Annotated in this window: 15 protein-coding genes; 9 read left to right on the top strand and 6 right to left on the bottom strand. The window is 72.5% G+C overall.

The genetic code is table 11. The features are described from left to right. Window positions 1-9 precede the first annotated feature (9 nt). On the bottom strand, window positions 10-606 hold the full coding sequence (locus FL583_RS13110; RefSeq protein ID WP_142704892.1) for a TetR/AcrR family transcriptional regulator: 597 nt from the start codon (window positions 604-606) through the stop codon (window positions 10-12). Between the two features lie 63 nt (window positions 607-669). Between FL583_RS13110 and FL583_RS13105 the strand changes: the two genes are divergently transcribed. The 5 genes from FL583_RS13105 to FL583_RS13085 are packed head-to-tail and all read left to right on the top strand — an operon-like array spanning window position 670 to window position 3,951. After that, entirely contained in the window at window positions 670-1,095 is a 426-nt protein-coding gene (locus tag FL583_RS13105) for a VOC family protein (RefSeq protein ID WP_205752096.1), read from the top strand. Window positions 1,096-1,110: 15 nt separating this feature from the next. Beyond that, window positions 1,111-1,692: an NUDIX hydrolase gene (locus tag FL583_RS13100; RefSeq protein ID WP_142704890.1), complete on the top strand. Its 582-nt coding sequence runs from the start codon at window positions 1,111-1,113 to the stop codon at window positions 1,690-1,692. A gap of 52 nt (window positions 1,693-1,744) precedes the next feature. Then, the gene (locus FL583_RS13095) at window positions 1,745-2,068 is read left to right on the top strand and encodes a YciI family protein (RefSeq protein WP_142704889.1); all 324 of its coding nucleotides are present in this window, start codon (window positions 1,745-1,747) and stop codon (window positions 2,066-2,068) included. After that, window positions 2,065-3,300, top strand: a complete 1,236-nt coding sequence (locus FL583_RS13090) for an RNA polymerase sigma factor (RefSeq protein WP_142704888.1) — start codon at window positions 2,065-2,067, stop codon at window positions 3,298-3,300. Before FL583_RS13095 ends, FL583_RS13090 begins: the two co-directional genes overlap by 4 nt. A 27-nt stretch (window positions 3,301-3,327) precedes the next feature. Beyond that, window positions 3,328-3,951 carry a maleylpyruvate isomerase family mycothiol-dependent enzyme gene (locus FL583_RS13085; RefSeq protein WP_142704887.1) on the top strand — a complete coding sequence of 208 codons (624 nt, stop codon included), beginning with the start codon at window positions 3,328-3,330 and terminating at the stop codon, window positions 3,949-3,951. On the opposite strand, the gene FL583_RS13080 is transcribed toward FL583_RS13085, so the two are convergent. From FL583_RS13080 to FL583_RS13070, 3 genes are read right to left on the bottom strand one after another with little or no spacing between them, the layout of a single operon-like run. After that, on the bottom strand, window positions 3,939-4,613 hold the full coding sequence (locus tag FL583_RS13080; RefSeq protein WP_142704886.1) for a DUF1707 SHOCT-like domain-containing protein: 675 nt from the start codon (window positions 4,611-4,613) through the stop codon (window positions 3,939-3,941). The two genes, FL583_RS13085 and FL583_RS13080, sit on opposite strands and share 13 nt — an antisense overlap. Before the next feature lie 27 nt (window positions 4,614-4,640). After that, entirely contained in the window at window positions 4,641-5,831 is a 1,191-nt protein-coding gene (gene dinB / locus FL583_RS13075) for a DNA polymerase IV (RefSeq protein WP_142704885.1), read from the bottom strand. A 7-nt stretch (window positions 5,832-5,838) separates the two neighbouring features. Beyond that, window positions 5,839-6,720, bottom strand: coding sequence for an LLM class flavin-dependent oxidoreductase (locus tag FL583_RS13070; RefSeq protein ID WP_142704884.1), 882 nt, complete (start codon window positions 6,718-6,720; stop codon window positions 5,839-5,841). 133 nt (window positions 6,721-6,853) lie between these two features. Between FL583_RS13070 and FL583_RS13065 the strand changes: the two genes are divergently transcribed. From FL583_RS13065 to FL583_RS13055, 3 genes are all read left to right on the top strand, one after another. Continuing rightward, on the top strand, window positions 6,854-7,234 hold the full coding sequence (locus FL583_RS13065) for a hypothetical protein (RefSeq protein WP_142704883.1): 381 nt from the start codon (window positions 6,854-6,856) through the stop codon (window positions 7,232-7,234). A gap of 1,068 nt (window positions 7,235-8,302) precedes the next feature. After that, window positions 8,303-10,465 carry an FUSC family protein gene (locus FL583_RS13060; RefSeq protein ID WP_142704882.1) on the top strand — a complete coding sequence of 721 codons (2,163 nt, stop codon included), beginning with the start codon at window positions 8,303-8,305 and terminating at the stop codon, window positions 10,463-10,465. Between the two features lie 7 nt (window positions 10,466-10,472). Continuing rightward, window positions 10,473-11,375, top strand: coding sequence for a LysR family transcriptional regulator (locus FL583_RS13055; RefSeq protein ID WP_142704881.1), 903 nt, complete (start codon window positions 10,473-10,475; stop codon window positions 11,373-11,375). On the opposite strand, the gene FL583_RS13050 is transcribed toward FL583_RS13055, so the two are convergent. After that, a complete protein-coding gene (locus tag FL583_RS13050; protein WP_142704880.1) occupies window positions 11,346-12,434 on the bottom strand; it encodes an aldo/keto reductase in 1,089 nt (362 codons plus the stop codon). The two genes, FL583_RS13055 and FL583_RS13050, sit on opposite strands and share 30 nt — an antisense overlap. Before the next feature lie 97 nt (window positions 12,435-12,531). Here FL583_RS13050 and FL583_RS13045 point away from each other — a divergent pair, with 97 nt between their 5' ends. Next, a complete protein-coding gene (locus tag FL583_RS13045; protein ID WP_142704879.1) occupies window positions 12,532-13,407 on the top strand; it encodes an AraC family transcriptional regulator in 876 nt (291 codons plus the stop codon). Here FL583_RS13045 and FL583_RS13040 read toward each other — a convergent pair. Further along, complete coding sequence (locus tag FL583_RS13040; RefSeq protein WP_142704878.1) at window positions 13,393-14,595, bottom strand: MFS transporter; 1,203 nt, start codon at window positions 14,593-14,595, stop codon at window positions 13,393-13,395. The genes FL583_RS13045 and FL583_RS13040 overlap by 15 nt on opposite strands. Window positions 14,596-14,726: the final 131 nt, after the last annotated feature.

Genomic DNA, 14,726 nt, shown 5'->3' with positions numbered 1-14,726 from the left:
CGCGGCAGGCTACCGAACGCCTCCGCTCTCTCCGTACAGAATGGACGTCCACGCGTGGGTCAGGACGTCGATCAGCACCTGTTCGTCGTCGAACGGGGGCACCCCGCTCGCGGCCAGGTAGTAGAGCCGCTCACCGGTCCACGTGAGGCCGGCGGCCACCGCCCGGACGTCCCGGTCCCCCAGGTAGGCCAGCGCGCGCGGGTCGGCGGCTATCCGGGCGGCCGCCGCGTCGGTGAACGTGTCCATCTGGGCCAGCCACAGCGCGCGGAGGTCGTCGTCGGTGGCCCAGGCGTCGACGACCGCGGTGAGCACCCCGGCGTTCTCGCGCCAGAGCCTCGCGCCGTCGCGGATCCCGGCCCGCAGGCCCTCTCCGTCCGGGTCGACGAACGGCGCCGCCGCGCCGTGCCCTTCTCCGACCGCGGCCCGGACCAGATCGGCCAGCACGGCCTGCTTGCTGGGGAAATAGAAGTAGAAGCTGGCCCGCGAGACCTTTGCCTCGGTCAGCACGTCGGCGACGTTCAACTCGTCGAAGCGGCGTTCGGCCAGGAGCCGGCGCATCCCGTCCAGAATGCGTTCCCGCAGCTCGGCGGCTCGTCGAATGGCCATGCGCGCCAGTCTACGAACATCGTGTCCATACAGTGTGTTCAGACACGGTGTATGGTCGGGGCCATGATCGCTATCCACCTCGTCGTCACCGACGCCGATTCAGCGGCCCGCTGGTACTCCGACGCGTTGGGCGCAGTCGAGACCAGCCGGCTGACGTTGCCCGACGGGACGCTGCTCACCGTCGAACTCCGGCTCGCCGACACCGTGCTCGCGGTCGCCGGCGAGATGCCCGGACGCTCGATGCGCGCGCCGGTCAGCCTCGACGCGACCTCCGCCGCGTTCCACCTCGACGTACCGGACGCCGACGCGTCCTTCCAGCGCGCGGTCGACGCCGGCGCCACGGTCTACGAGCCGCTGTGGGACGCGTTCTGGGGCGACCGCACCGGCCAGATCCTCGATCCGTTCGGCCACCGCTGGGCGTTCGACCAGCACGTCCGGGACGTCCCGACCGACGAGATCGCGAGCGCCGCCGCTGCCCTGTTCACCTGACGTACCCTCCGAGCTGTGGAACTCGATGCGCTACGGGCCAACGTCCGCGCGTTCCACCCCACCACCCTCCCCACCACCGGCAAACGGCACGCCGCGGTCGCGCTCGTCGTCGCCGACCAGGCGATCCTGCTCACCCGCCGGACCACCCGGTTACGGGCCCACCCCGGGCAGTGGGCGCTGCCCGGCGGTCGCCTCGACCCGGGCGAGGACGCGGTCGACGCGGCCCTCCGGGAGCTCTCCGAGGAACTCGGCGTCGACGCGCCCCGGGGCTCGTTCGTCGGCACGCTCGACGACTACCCGACCCGGTCCGGCTACGTGATCACCCCGGTCGTCCTCGTGCTCGACGACACCCCGGCGATCACTCCGAACCCGGACGAGGTCGCCGAGGTGCACGTGATCCCGTTCGCCGACGTCGACGTCGAGCCGCGCTACCTGCGGATCCCCGAGTCCGACCAGCCGGTCGTCCAGTTGCCGCTGGTCGGGACGCTCGTGCACGCGCCGACCGCCGCCGTGATCTATCAGTTCCGCGAGGTGGCGCTGCACGGCCGCCCCACTCCGGTCGCTCATCTCGAACAACCGGTCTTCGCCTGGCGTTGAGATGTCCTCGACCGCCGATACCGTTCGTCGGGAGGGTGAAGGGGAGGCACACATGAAGTACGTACTGCTGATCTGCGCCGACGAGGCCGTCGGAGCCGAACACGCCCAGGACGGCTGCGGCGGCTGGGACACCGAGATGGCCGCGCGGGGCGTCCTCTACGGCGGCGCCGGGCTCCGTCCGCCGGCCGACGCGACGACGATCCGCGTCCGCGACGGCGAGACGCTGCTGACCGACGGTCCGTTCGCCGAGACCCGCGAGCAGATGGGCGGCTTCTGCCTGATCGACTGCGCCGACCTCGACGAGGCGATCGAGATCGCCTCCAAGCACCCGGCCGCGACCTACGGCTCGATCGAGGTCCGCCCCCTGATCCCGTGACCCGTCCCGACGCGTCCGGCCCCGCCCGCGACGGTTCCGCGCGCGCCGCCGTCGACGCGGCCTTCCGCTCCGACTGGGGGCAGATCGTTGCGACGCTGATCCGCGTGACCGGCGACTGGGACCTCGCCGAAGAAGCCACCCAGGACGCGTTCGCCCAGGCCATCGCGCGCTGGCCGGTAGACGGTGTTCCGCGGAAGCCAGGAGCCTGGCTGACCGCGACCGCCCGCAACCGGGCGATCGACCGTCTCCGCCGGGACAAGGTCGGCGCGGCCAAGCTCCAGGAACTCGCCCGGGAGCCCCACCAGGAAGAAAGCGCCGAGCCCCCCGACCTCCTCCGGCTCATGTTCACCTGCTGCCACCCGGCGCTGGCCCTCGACGCCCAGGTCGCGCTCACCCTCCGCACGCTCGCCGGCCTGAGCGTGCCGGAGATCGCCCGCGCGTTCCTCGTCTCGGAGGCCGCGCTGGCGAAGCGGCTGGTCCGGGCCAAGTCGAAGATCCAGCACGCCGGAATCCCGTACCGGGTGCCGCCCGCGCACCTGCTCCCGGAACGCACGCCGGCCGTCCTCGCCGTGCTCTACCTGCTGTTCAGCGAGGGCTACGCGGCGACCGCCGGTGACGAGCTCGTCCGGCGTCCGCTGCTGGCCGAAGCGATCCGGCTGGCCCGGCTGCTCTGCGCGCTGATGCCTGACGAACCCGAGGCCTCCGGCCTGCTCGCGCTGATGCTCCTGACCGATTCCCGCTCGTCGGCCCGGATCGCCGACGGCGTCGTCGTCCCGCTGGAAGAACAGGACCGTAGCCGGTGGGACGCCGTCGCGATCGCCGAAGGCGTCGGCATTCTGGACGCCGCGCTGCGGCGCGGCCGCCCGGGGCCGTACCAGGTGCAGGCCGCGATCGCGGCCTGTCACGCGACCGCGGCGACTGCGGCGGACACCGACTGGCGACAGATCGCGACGCTCTACGGAACGCTCCGGGAGCTGAACCCGTCCGCGGTGGTCGCGCTCAACCAGGCGGTCGCGGTCGGGATGGCCTACGGCCCCGCGGCCGGCCTCGCGCTGGTCGACCGGATCAGCGGGCTGACCGGCTATCCGCTGCTGTCCGCGACCCGCGCGGACCTGCTGCGCCGTCTGGGTCGCCGGTCCGAGGCGGCGGACGCCTACCGCGAGGCGATCAGCCGGGCGACGACCGAACCCGAACGCCGATATCTGGCCGGGCGCCTCGCCGAGGTGTCCTGACCGGGCCGCGCCGTTCGTCGGGAGGGCATGGACACCCTCCCCCCGATCATCGCGGCCCAGCGCGCCCGGCTCGCCGACACGCTCGCCGCCCTGCCCGAATCCCGCTGGAACGAGCCCACGCTGTGCGCGGGCTGGCGGGTCCGCGAGGTGATCGCCCACGTGACGATGCCGTTCCGCTACTCGACCCGTCAGTTCCTGTGGCACTTCGCGCTGGCCGGCGGTAACTTCACCCGGCTCTCGAACCGCCGCGCGACGGCCGACGCCGCCACGCTGAGCGCGACCCAGCTCACCGCCGCGGTGCGGGACAATGCGAACCACCCGTGGAAGCCGCCGGGCGGCGGCCTGCCGGGCGCACTCACGCACGACACGGTTCACGCGCTCGACGTCACGATCGCGCTCGGTCTGGACTGGACGGTACCGGCCGAGACGCTCCGGCCGGTGCTCGACGGCTGGTCGGTCGAGCGCGGACAGAAGATCTTCGGCGTCGACCTGACCGGCGTCCGGCTGGTCGCCGACGACCTGGACTGGTCGGCCGGCGACGGCGAACCGCTCACCGGTTCCGGCTCCGCGCTGCTGATGGTGCTGGCCGGCCGCCGCCTCCCGGCCGGCCACCTGCACGGCGCGCCGGCCGGCGCGTTTCAGTCGTCCTGAGCCTTGCGTTCGGCCTTCAGCCGCTTCCGCTCCAGGCGGCGACGCTCGATCTCGGCCCGGGTCGCCCGCCGTTTCACGCTGACGCCACCCCAGAACGCGAACCCGGTGACGATGATGATCGGCGCCCCGGGAGCCCCCTGGTACGTGGCGGCGTCGTTGAAGCCACCCATGACGCCGACGCCGCTGACGTGCACGGTGGCGAACTCGGGCGCGATGACGTCGATGCCGCCCATGATCGCGACCGCGCGGATCGTCACGGTCTGGCTGGTGAAGATCGCTTCGCGCAGGTCGATGACCCCGCCACCCCAGAACGCAAAGCACTCGAACTTGTCGGGGACCGTCCAGTTCCCGGCCCGCTTGAAGCTGCTCATGATCGCGACGCCCTGGCGGGACGGCGGCAGCACGGGGGCCTGGGGCTGCGCGGGCGCCCACTGGTGGGCGGTGCCGAGCGCGGGCAGGTCCTGGGTGAGCGGCTGCAGCTCAGCGTAGGTCTTGGCGCCGTAGACCTGGTTGAGCCGGACGTCGAGCTCGTTCAGGTCGATGCGCCCTTCAGCAGCGGCCTCGTGTAACGCGTTGGCCACTCGCTCGCGGTCGGCATTGGACGCACGCAGTTCACCGGTCGCCGCGGGAACCGGTGGCGTCGGTTCGGAGAGCTGGCTCACACAAAGAGAATAGGTGGTTACACAAGCTCAGTCGTCCGGCAGCAGCGGAACCGTGAAGCCCTCGCCGCGGTGGAGGAGGGTGGCCCGGGTGACGGCGGACGAGCCGAACCGCTCGCGCACCGCGTCCAGCGCCGAGTCGAGGCCGCCGTCGTCGGGGCGCTCCAGCGGCAGCATCAGCTGCTCGCCCTGCCCGTCGAGGTTTCCCACCGCGACGCCGATCAGCGTGACGCCCCGCTCGACGATCAGCGGCAGGGACGCGGCCAGCAGGCCTTGGGCGGCGTCGAGCAGGACCGTCGTGTGCGAGCTCGGCTGGCGCAGCGTCCGCGACCGGGTGGCCCGCGAGTAGTCGTCGAAGCGCAGGCGCAGCGTGATCGTGCGTCCGACGCGGTCGGCGGCCCGCATCCGGCGGCTCACGCGGTCGACCAGCCCGGCGAGCGTCGCCTCCAGGTCGGGCAGCGCGTGCGGGCCGCGTCCGATCGCCCGCTGGGCGCCCATCGACCGGCGGCGGCGCCCGACGACGACCGGCCGCGGGTCGCGGTTGTGGGCCAGCGCGTGCAGGTGACGGCCCGCGCCCTGCCCGAGGATCGACACCAGGTACGCCTCGCCCAGCCGCGCCACCTGGCCGACCGTGCGGATCCGGCGCTCGTGCAGCTTGGCCGACGTCACCGTGCCGACGCCCCAGAGCCGCTCGACCGGCAACTGGTGCAGGAACTCCAGCTCGGTCTCCGGCGGGACGACGAGCAGCCCATCGGGCTTGGCGACGCCGCTGGCCACCTTGGCCAGGAACTTCGTGCGGGCGACGCCGACCGTGATGGCCAGCCCGACCCGGTCTTTCACGGCGGCCCGCAGCCGCACCGCGATGTCGGCGGGTTCGCCGCTGACCTTGCGCAGCCCGCCGACGTCGAGGAACGCTTCGTCGATCGAGATGCCCTCGACCAGCGGCGTCGTGTCGCGGAACACCTCGAACACGGCCTTGCTGGCCGCGCTGTACGCGCTCATCCGGGGCGGGACGACGATCGCCTGCGGGCACAGCGCCTTGGCCAGGCGCCCGCCCATCGCGGTCTTGACCCCGCACGCCTTGGCCTCGTAGCTGGCTGCGAGCACGACCCCACCGCCGACGATGACCGGGCGGCCGCGCAGGCGTGGATCGTCACGCTGCTCCACCGAGGCGTAGAACGCGTCGAGGTCAGCGTGCAGGATCGATGCCTGCTCGGCCACCCACTAACTATCGCACAGATGTTCGAGAAATCAGCGGCTTGACCTCCCCGGCGACGAACCGGATGAAGCTCTCGACCTCGGGCTCGTCCGCGGTGGGCGTGAAGACCAGGCTGTCGGCACCGGCGTCGATGTACTGGGCGGCGAGCGCGGCGAAGTCGTCCGGCCCGCCGGAGACGCCGAGGTCGGGGTCGTTGCCGAACGCCACCTGCTCGCGCCGGACCCGCTCGGCCCCGCCCGGCCCGGTCGCCGCGTGCGTGAACACGACGACGTGGTGCGGGTCGGTGCGACCGGCCGCCGCCCGGCCCTCGTCGATCTGGGTCTTGGCCCAGCGCACCCGGTCGGGCGAGTTCTGGCCGTCGAGGATCGTGCCGTCGGCGGACTCGCCGGCCAGCTTCAGCGTCTTCGGCCCGACCGCGCCGGCCAGGATCTTCGGCACGTTCGCGGGCGGCCAGTCGAGCTTGACCCTGTCCAGCTTCACGTACCGGCCGTCGGTGCTCACCTCTTCGCCCCGCAACAGGGCTCGCATCGCGTCCAGATGTTCACGGAGGAGGGTCAACGGCGAGGACGCCCGGGCTCCGACCTGCTCCATCCATTCCTGGACGCCGTGGCCGACGCCCGGCAGGAAACGGCCGGGGAACATCCGCTCGAGGGTCGCGAACTCCATCGCGGTGATCACCGCGTTCCGGAACGGGACCGGCAGCAGGCCGATCCCGACCTTGATCCGGGTCGTGCTGGCCAGCGCGGCCGCGGCCGGCGCGATGCCGCTCTCCCAGAAGCAGTCCTCCCACAGCCAGAGCTCGTCGAGCCCGGCCTCGTCGGCCGCGCGCGCGGCCGCGATCAGACGCTCCGGAGGAACTTGCGGACGGAATACGACGCCGAGTGAGGTCATGCCCTGTTCCTAGCTTTTGCCGGCGCCGAGGACAACCGTCGGCGCGCGAACAGATCCGCCGTCCCGGGCCGGACGGTGCCGTCGCGGAATCGGCCGCACGCTGGGGTTACGGCGCGAACCCAGGGAGGATCCGATGAACGGAGTGACCGTGTTACGCGGTATACCGGCGATACGGCGGCCCGAGGCCGGCCCCCAGCGGCCGCTGCGGGTGCTGGTGGCGGCGTTCCTCGTCGGACTGCACGCGGCGGCGCTCCTGCTGGGCGCGATCCTGCACGCGTCCGAGGCCACCGACCTCACGACGGCGCTGCTGCTCGGCCTCGGCGCGGTCGGCACCGGGGTGGTGGCGATCGGGCTCCTGCTCGGGAGCCGGATCGCGTTCGTGATGACGGTGGCGTACGTGACGGTGAACGTGGTGCTGACCGCGACGCTCGCGCACCGCCCGGCCCTCGGCGCGCTGGCGATCCTCGTGTTGCTGGCCCGGCCGGCGAACCGGACGTTCTTCACCCGCCTCTGACGGGGGTGGGCCCACTCGACGGTATCCGGGCGCTCGCCTCAGCTGGCACGACGGGCTCTGACGCTAGTGCTCTGGGCGTCGACGGCGGACGCGCCCGACGGCCTCTGGACGATCACCGGGTTCCCGGCCCCGGGCGGCCCGCCCGTGCCGCTTCGCGGTGACGGTGCTTCTTGATCGGCGCCGCCCTCGGCGGCCTTCCGCCGGGCAGCGACCGCCAGCAGGCGCTGGTCGCGGTGGTCGCGGTGGTCGCGGACTGCGACGCTTCCGGCCCGAGTGCTCGTACGCGGTCGACCCCGGCCCTGGCCCGGCCGAGGTCCGCGCGATGGTGGACGCGGTGCCCGGCCTCGGCCCGCGCACGACCTGATGGGCTTCCGCCCGAGGGCGCAGATGATCGCGCTGCGCGAGGGCTGGGACTTCGGCGAGGTCGCCGACAACCTGCGGTGCTCAACGCGGCCGAGGCCGATCCGGCCGGCAGACCCACGGACGCCGGGCTTCGCTGGAGGCCGGCTGATCCGGCGGCGCAGAATCGCATCCGGACCGAGCTCACCGGCCAGCTGCACGAGGTGGGCGGGTACACGGCGTCCGCCGCGAGGCGATCTCGTACGTGGACGCGCACGATCAACCGAGCACGGCCGACCGGAATCCCAGCGAACACGGGCACGCTGGCCTGCGCGACGCTCAGACAGGTCATCGCGTTCCGGCACGCCAGCAAAGCCGTTCGACGGCGACAGCTACGACGCCGGGAGCTGGCTCAAACGCCTGGAACCCGACCGACCCGCGGCACGGGTTCGGCCGCGGCCTGCCACCGTTGCCGAAGATCTCGTCGTACTGGCGGTTCGCCGCAGCTCGGCTGGTTTCAGCCGCTCTGCAGCCGTCGGCAGCGGACGTGGCGACCACCACCGATGAGGCCGAGACCCGGCTGCGGTCGCACCGGAGGTCGCTGGGGCCACAGTCGCGCCCCGGGCCGGCAGCCCCGACCCGCACGGCGCGTCACGCCTCCAAACTCTCACCTTTGCCCCCCGGCCCCGCACAGTAGCGGTCTGCATTTCCGAATGATGTGCTGTGCGCATGCGCGAGTGGCTGGTGCGGTACTGGAACAACGGAGCAGTGCGCCGGGCGGCCCGGGCAGCCGTCGTGATGCCGACGATGTTCGCCTTTGCCGGACACGTCCTCGACAACCCGACCGCCGCGTTGTTCGCTAGCTTCGGGTCGTTCGCGCAGGTGCTGTTCGTCGAGTTCACCGGGCCGATGCACGCCCGCTTGCAGGGCCAACTGCTGCTGATCGTGACCGGCGCGGTCATCATCTGCGTGGCCACGCCGGCCGGCGGCACACTCTGGCTGGGCGCGATCGTGATGGCGGTCGTCGCGTTCGCGGTGCTGTTCTCCGGAGTGGTCAGCTCGGTGCTGGCCAGCGCGGCGACGCCGCTGGTGCTGGCGGCGATCCTGTCGATCTCGGTGCCGGGGCCGGTCTCCTCGATCCCCGACCGGCTGCTCGGGTGGGGCCTCGCGTCGGTGGCCTCGCTGCTCGCGATCACGCTGCTCTGGCCGACCCGTTCGGACGACAAACTGCGCGCGGCGATGACGCGGGCCGCCCGGGCGGTCGCCGAACACCTGCGGTCGGGCGCGGACGCCGGCGACGCGATCGCGGCCCTGCACCGGACGTTCCTGAGCTCGCCCAACCGCCCGACCGGCCTCACCACCGCGGCCCGGACGCTGGTCCGTCTGGTCGACGAGTTCGCGCTGCTCGGCGTCATTCTCACCGACGATCCGCTGCCCGCTCGGGCCGATCACTCCGACGCGGTCGACGCCGTCCGCCGGGCCGCCGCCGACGTGCTCGACCGCAGCGCCGACCTGCTGGAGAGCCCATCGTCCGACCGGTCACTGCAGGCCGCCACGGACGCCCTGCACACCGCGCTCGAGGAACTCGAGAGCCGCGCCGGCGACAGCCTGCCCGCCACCCCCGACACCCTGCTGACCGCGCTCGAACCGAGCTTCCGGGCCGAGGAGCTCACGTTCGTCATCTCGCTGATCGCCGGCAACGTCGCCACCGCGGCCGCGGCCGAGCGTCGGGGCTGGTGGGAACGCCTCCTCGGACTTCAGCCGGGCAGCGTCACCGGCGCCTGGCGCTCGGCCGTCGAGCGCGCCTCCGCGCACATCGAATGGCACTCGGTCTGGCTGCACAACAGCGTCCGGGGTGCGGCCGGGCTCGCGCTGGCGGTCGTCGTCGCCGACCTCAGCGGCGTCTCGCACGGGTTCTGGGTGGTGCTCGGCACGCTCTCCGTGCTGCGCTCGAACGCGCTGGCCACCGGCCAGACGATCGCCCGGGGCGTCCTCGGCACCACGATCGGGTTCGCGATCGGCTCGGCCGTGCTCGCACTGGTTGGCAGCGACACGACGCTGCTCTGGGTGCTGCTGCCGATCGCGGTGCTGATCGCCGGGATCGCCCCCGCGCTGATCGGCTTCGCCACCGGTCAGGCCGCGTTCACCGTGACGCTGCTGATCCTGTTCAACCTGACCGCGCCGGCCGGGTGGGAGCTGGGCCTCGTCCGCCTGGAGGACGTCGGCCTGGGCTGTGCGGTCAGCCTGATCGTCGGTCTGTTGTTCTGGCCTCGCGGCGCCGCCGCGACCCTCCGGATCGCACTCTCCGAGGCGTATCTCGACAGCGCCCGGTACGTGGACGCCTCCGTCACCTACGCGGCCGCCCGCTGCGAACGGGCCACCACTCCCCCTCCGGACGCTGCGCGGCTGGCCGCCGCCGCGTCCAGCCGCCGTCTCGACGACACCCTGCGGACGTACGTGGCCGACCGCGGTCCCAAGCCGACGCCGCTGGCCGAGATGGCGACGCTGGTGACGGGCGTGGCGACGCTCCGGCTGGCGGCCGACGGGATGCTCGCGCTGTGGGAGGACTCGCCGGCCGGGCCGGGTGACCGGGCCGCCGCCCGGAAGGAGCTGCGCCGCCGCAGCGCGGAGGTCACCGGCTGGTACGAGGAGTTCGCGGCCCAGCTCGCGGCCGACCGTCCGGCCCCGCCGCCGCTGCCCGCCGACGCGGACGCCGACCTGGTGCTGATCGACGCGGTCCGTCGCGATCTGGCCGGTTCGGAGGCCGACACGGCCGTGCGGGTGATCTGGACCGCCGATCACCTCGACGCCACCCGCCGGATCCAGGAGCGGCTGGTCGAACCGGCCGGGGCGGCCGAGCACGCCCAGGGCCTGTTCGCCCGTTTGGGATAGTCCCGGTATGGAGCTGCGTCACCTGGAGTTCTTCGTCGCGGTCGCCGAGGAACAGAGCTTCACGCGGGCGGCGGCCCGGCTGCACATCGTCCAGTCTGGGGTCTCGTCGGCGATCAAGGCGCTGGAGAAGGAGCTCGGCGCGGTGCTGCTCGAGCGCTCGGCCCGGGGCGCGGAGCTGACCGACGCCGGTCTCGTCCTGCTGCCGAAGGCCCGCGCCGCGCTGGACGCGGCCCGCGACGCCCGGGAGGCGGTGCAGGAGGTGCGCGGCGGCGTCCGCGGAACGCTGCGGATCGGGACGCTGACCGCGATCGACCTGATCGACCTGCCCGCGCTGCTGGGGACGTACCACCGCCGGTACCCCCACGTGCAGCTCCGGCTGAGCGCCGAACCGTCGGGCTCGCAAGGCCTGATCGAGGCGCTGACCGAGGGACGGCTGGACCTGTCGTTCGTCTCGCTGCCGGGTGGCGCACCGCCGAGCGTCGTGCTGACCGACCTGGCGTCCTCGCCGCTGGATCTGGTGGTGCCGGCCGGCCACCGGCTGGCCGGGGTTGCGTCGGTGAGCCTGGCCGACTTCGCCGACGAGCCGTTCGTCGACTTCCCGATCGGCTACGGGAACCGCACGGTGACCGACCGGGCCTTCGACGCCGCCGGTCTGCGCCGGTCGGTGGTCATCGAGATCATGAACATCGCGACCGGCGCGGACTACGTCCGGCACGGGATGGGCGTCGCGCTGCTCCCCCGGTTCCTGGTCCCGGCGACGCCGGAGCTGCGGTCGTTGCCGGTGACCGGGGCCGACGTCGAGTGGCCGCTGTCGGCCGCGATCTCGGCCGAGCGCCGGCCGAGCGCGGCCGCCCGGGCCCTGCTCGCGCTGCTCCCGCAGCTAATACCGGGCCGGGCTGTTGGCGAGTGACGACCAGACGTCGGTGTGCACGCCGTCGACGGTCGCGCCGGAGAACTGGAGCATCGGGGCGAGGTGGGCATGGTTGGCCGCGGGGAAGTTCATCGTCGGCGCCGAGACCTCGTCCAGCGCCGCGACCTGCTCCGGAGCGAGCTCGACGGCCAGCGATTCGAGGTTGGCGTTGAGCTGCTCGACGCTGCGGGCCCCGATCAGCGTCGAGCCGACCCCGGCCCGCCCGCGCGCCCAGGCCAGCGCGACGGCGGCCGGGCTCGCCCCGACGTCACCGGCGACCGCGCGGAGCGCGTCGATCACGTCGTAGTCGTCGGCCGACGGGACGCCGACCAGCGCGGACCGGGGCGAAAGGACCGCGCCGGCGGTCTCGCGGGTGTACTTGCCGGACAGGAACCCGCTCTTCAACGGCCCCCAGGGCATCACGGCCAGGCCGTGGTGCCGGGCCATCGGGATCAGCTCACCCTCGACCGTCCGCTCGAGCAGCGAGTACTCCAACTGCATCGCGACGACCGGCGACCAGCCGCGGAACCTGGCGGTGGTCTGCGCCTCGGCCGCGTACCAGGCCGGCACGTCGGAGAGGCCGAGGTAGCGGACCTTGCCCGCGGTGACCAGGTCGTCCATGGCCCGCAGCGTCTCCTCGATCGGTGCCCCGCGGTCCCAGTTGTGCAGCCAGTACAGGTCGACGTAGTCGGTCCGCAACCGGCGCAGTGACTGCTCGAGCTGGGCGATGATCGCCTTCCGGCCGGCGCCGCCGCCGTTGGGGTCGCCCGGGTAGAGGTTGGCGAAGAACTTCGTGCCGAGGACGATCCGGTCGCGCAGGCCGGGCCGAGCCGCGAAGTAGTCGCCGAGGATCTTCTCGGAGTGCCCGTTGGTGTAGATGTTCGCGGTGTCGATGCTGTTGCCGCCGCGGTCCAGGTAGGTCTGCAGGATCTTCTCGGACTCCTCGGGACTGCAGCCCCAGCCGCTGTCCTCCCCGAACGTCATCGTGCCGAGGGTGAGGGGGCTGACCCGGAGGCCGGAGCGGCCCAGCGTGACGTAGGAATCAAGGCTCGTTCGCATGCTTCGATGCAACCGCGGGCGCGGTCGGGCGAGTAGACCGATGCTGCTCGTCGAATGCACGATCCTGCCAACCTCGGCGGGATCGTACGCTGGGGACATGCCTTCACTGGACGCCTTGCGTCGGCTCATCACGGCGCACGCGCCGGGGGCGGGGCTGGACGGGATCACGTTGTCCGCGGTGGCGGGCCCGACCGCGCCGATGCTGTCGACCTCCCGGCCGCGGCTCGCGGTGGTGGCCCAGGGCGCCAAGCGGGCCATCCTGCACGATCGGACCTACGACTATGCGGCCGGCCAGTTCCTCGTCGTCACGATCGACGCGCCGATCACCGGCTACGTCACCGAGGCGCCGTTCCTCGGCTTCGGAATGGAGCTCCGTCCGTCGGTGATCGCGTCGATCCTGTTGGACGCCGACCTCCCCCGGTCGGTGGGCACCCCGCCGGGGATGGCGGTCAGCGATGCCGACGACGACCTGCTGGACGCCGTCGTCCGGCTGGTGCGGCTCGCCGAGCGCCCGGGTGATCTGCGGATACTCGGGCCGATGCTCGAGCGCGAGGTGCTGTGGAGGCTGTTGACCGGCGCCCAGGGCGCCACCGTGGCGCAGATCGGCCTGGCCGACAGCAACCTGACGCACGTCAGCCGGGCGATCCGGTGGATTCGTGACCACTACGCGGAAGCGCTGCGCGTCAACGACCTGGCCCGCCTGTCGGGGATGAGCGTCTCGTCGTTCCATCGGCACTTCCGGGCCATCACCGCGATGACGCCGATCCAGTTCCAGAAACGCATCCGCCTGCAGCAGGCCCGGGCACTGCTGGCGGCCAGCGCCGGGGACGTGACCTCGGTGGGGTTCGTGGTCGGGTACGACAGCCCGTCCCAGTTCAGCCGGGAGTACCGTCGCCTGTTCGGCGCCCCACCCGGCCAGGACGCGGCCCACCTGCGGACGACCGCCCCGGACGCCCCGCTACCGATCCCGTGACGTCTTCGGAGCGAGCAGGGCGCCCGTGGCCAGGAGCGCCAGCAGCGCGCCGGTGAACCAGAGCATCGCCGCCGTCGCGCCGATGAGCTGGGTCGCGACGCCGAGGGCCAGCGACGGGATCACCAGACCGAGGTACGCGATCAGGAACAGCCCGGCGAGAGCCTCGCCCCGAGCCTCCGGGGCAGCCGAGGCCACGACCGACCCGATCGCCGACTTGAAGACGACGCCGGCCCCGGCACCGGCCAGCGCGCCACCCACCAGGAATCCGGCCAGGCTCGCCTGCGCCATGCCGGTGGCCAGGACGATCAGACCGACGGCCTCGACGGCGAGCCCGCCGCAGAACCGGGCGCCTGGGCGGACCCGGCTGGTCGCGGTCTGGGCCGCGGCGGCGGCTCCGAACACGACGAAGACGATCAGGCCGGCCAGCGCCCGGCTCGGGTGGTGCAGCGTCCCCGACACGAAGCCGGGCGCGAGCGAGTTGAACAGGCCGAAGACCGCGAACGCGGTGAAGGCGGTGGTGGCCGCGGCCAGGTACCGGCGCCCGATGATCCGCACCCGCTGCGGACGCCAGGCCGGACGCTCCGGTCGAATCTCGACCGTCTCCCTCGAAATCCCCACGCCGACGATCGCCAGCAGCAACAGCACGGCGAACACGAGGTACGGCGTCCGCAGCGGTGCGTCGACGTATTGGGCGAGCACCCCGGACACCAACGGCCCGACGCCGAGCCCGCCGATGTTCGCGGCGGTGGAGACCACCTCGAAGCGGGTGCTGCTCGAATCGGGGCGGTCCAGGAAGTGCAGTTCGGACAGCCAGGCCGTCGCGGTCGCCGTGATCAGCCCGACGCCGAGCCCGGACACCAGACGGGCCAGCAGGAGAGCCGGCAACGCGGTGGAGCTGAGGAAGACGACCGCGGCGAGAACCTCGAGCGCGAGTGCGGGGATCAGGATGCGCTTGCGTCCCACCCAGTCGGAGATGTGCCCGGCGAGCAGCAGGCTGACCACCACGCCGACCGCGTACATCGCGAACACGACCGTGACGACGAAGGGCGAGAGGTGGTAGATCGCGTAGAGCGGAGCGGGGACGGTCGAGAAGGCCATCGCGGTGAGGAATGCGCCGGCGACGAGCCAGAACCCTCGTGATGGGCGGTGGGTCTCGATCAGTGAAGCGGATGGAGCCAGGGTGGTCATGAGCCCACTTTGCGCCGGGTCGGTCATCTCGTCCAACGAGAGTCTGAGCTCGGAGCCATCTCTGTACGAGATGGCTCTAGAAACACGAAAAGGGCCGCTACCCGGTGCGGGTAGCGGCCCTTCTTCACGTT

The sequence above is a fragment of the Cryptosporangium phraense genome (genome assembly GCF_006912135.1).
GTDB classification, from domain to species: domain Bacteria; phylum Actinomycetota; class Actinomycetes; order Mycobacteriales; family Cryptosporangiaceae; genus Cryptosporangium; species Cryptosporangium phraense.
This window is presented reverse-complemented; position numbering and strand designations above follow the sequence as displayed.

Bases quoted from the DNA above. Each gene is read 5' to 3' on its own strand.
- FL583_RS13110 (WP_142704892.1), bottom strand. From the start codon at position 606: ATGGCCATTCGACGAGCCGCCGAGCTGCGGGAACGCATTCTGGACGGG.
- FL583_RS13105 (WP_205752096.1), top strand. From the start codon at position 670: ATGATCGCTATCCACCTCGTCGTCACCGACGCCGATTCAGCGGCCCGC.
- FL583_RS13095 (WP_142704889.1), top strand. From the start codon at position 1,745: ATGAAGTACGTACTGCTGATCTGCGCCGACGAGGCCGTCGGAGCCGAA.
- FL583_RS13085 (WP_142704887.1), top strand. From the start codon at position 3,328: ATGGACACCCTCCCCCCGATCATCGCGGCCCAGCGCGCCCGGCTCGCC.
- FL583_RS13070 (WP_142704884.1), bottom strand. From the start codon at position 6,720: ATGACCTCACTCGGCGTCGTATTCCGTCCGCAAGTTCCTCCGGAGCGT.
- FL583_RS13065 (WP_142704883.1), top strand. From the start codon at position 6,854: ATGAACGGAGTGACCGTGTTACGCGGTATACCGGCGATACGGCGGCCC.
- FL583_RS13060 (WP_142704882.1), top strand. From the start codon at position 8,303: ATGCGCGAGTGGCTGGTGCGGTACTGGAACAACGGAGCAGTGCGCCGG.
- FL583_RS13055 (WP_142704881.1), top strand. From the start codon at position 10,473: ATGGAGCTGCGTCACCTGGAGTTCTTCGTCGCGGTCGCCGAGGAACAG.
- FL583_RS13050 (WP_142704880.1), bottom strand. From the start codon at position 12,434: ATGCGAACGAGCCTTGATTCCTACGTCACGCTGGGCCGCTCCGGCCTC.
- FL583_RS13045 (WP_142704879.1), top strand. From the start codon at position 12,532: ATGCCTTCACTGGACGCCTTGCGTCGGCTCATCACGGCGCACGCGCCG.
- FL583_RS13040 (WP_142704878.1), bottom strand. From the start codon at position 14,595: ATGACCACCCTGGCTCCATCCGCTTCACTGATCGAGACCCACCGCCCA.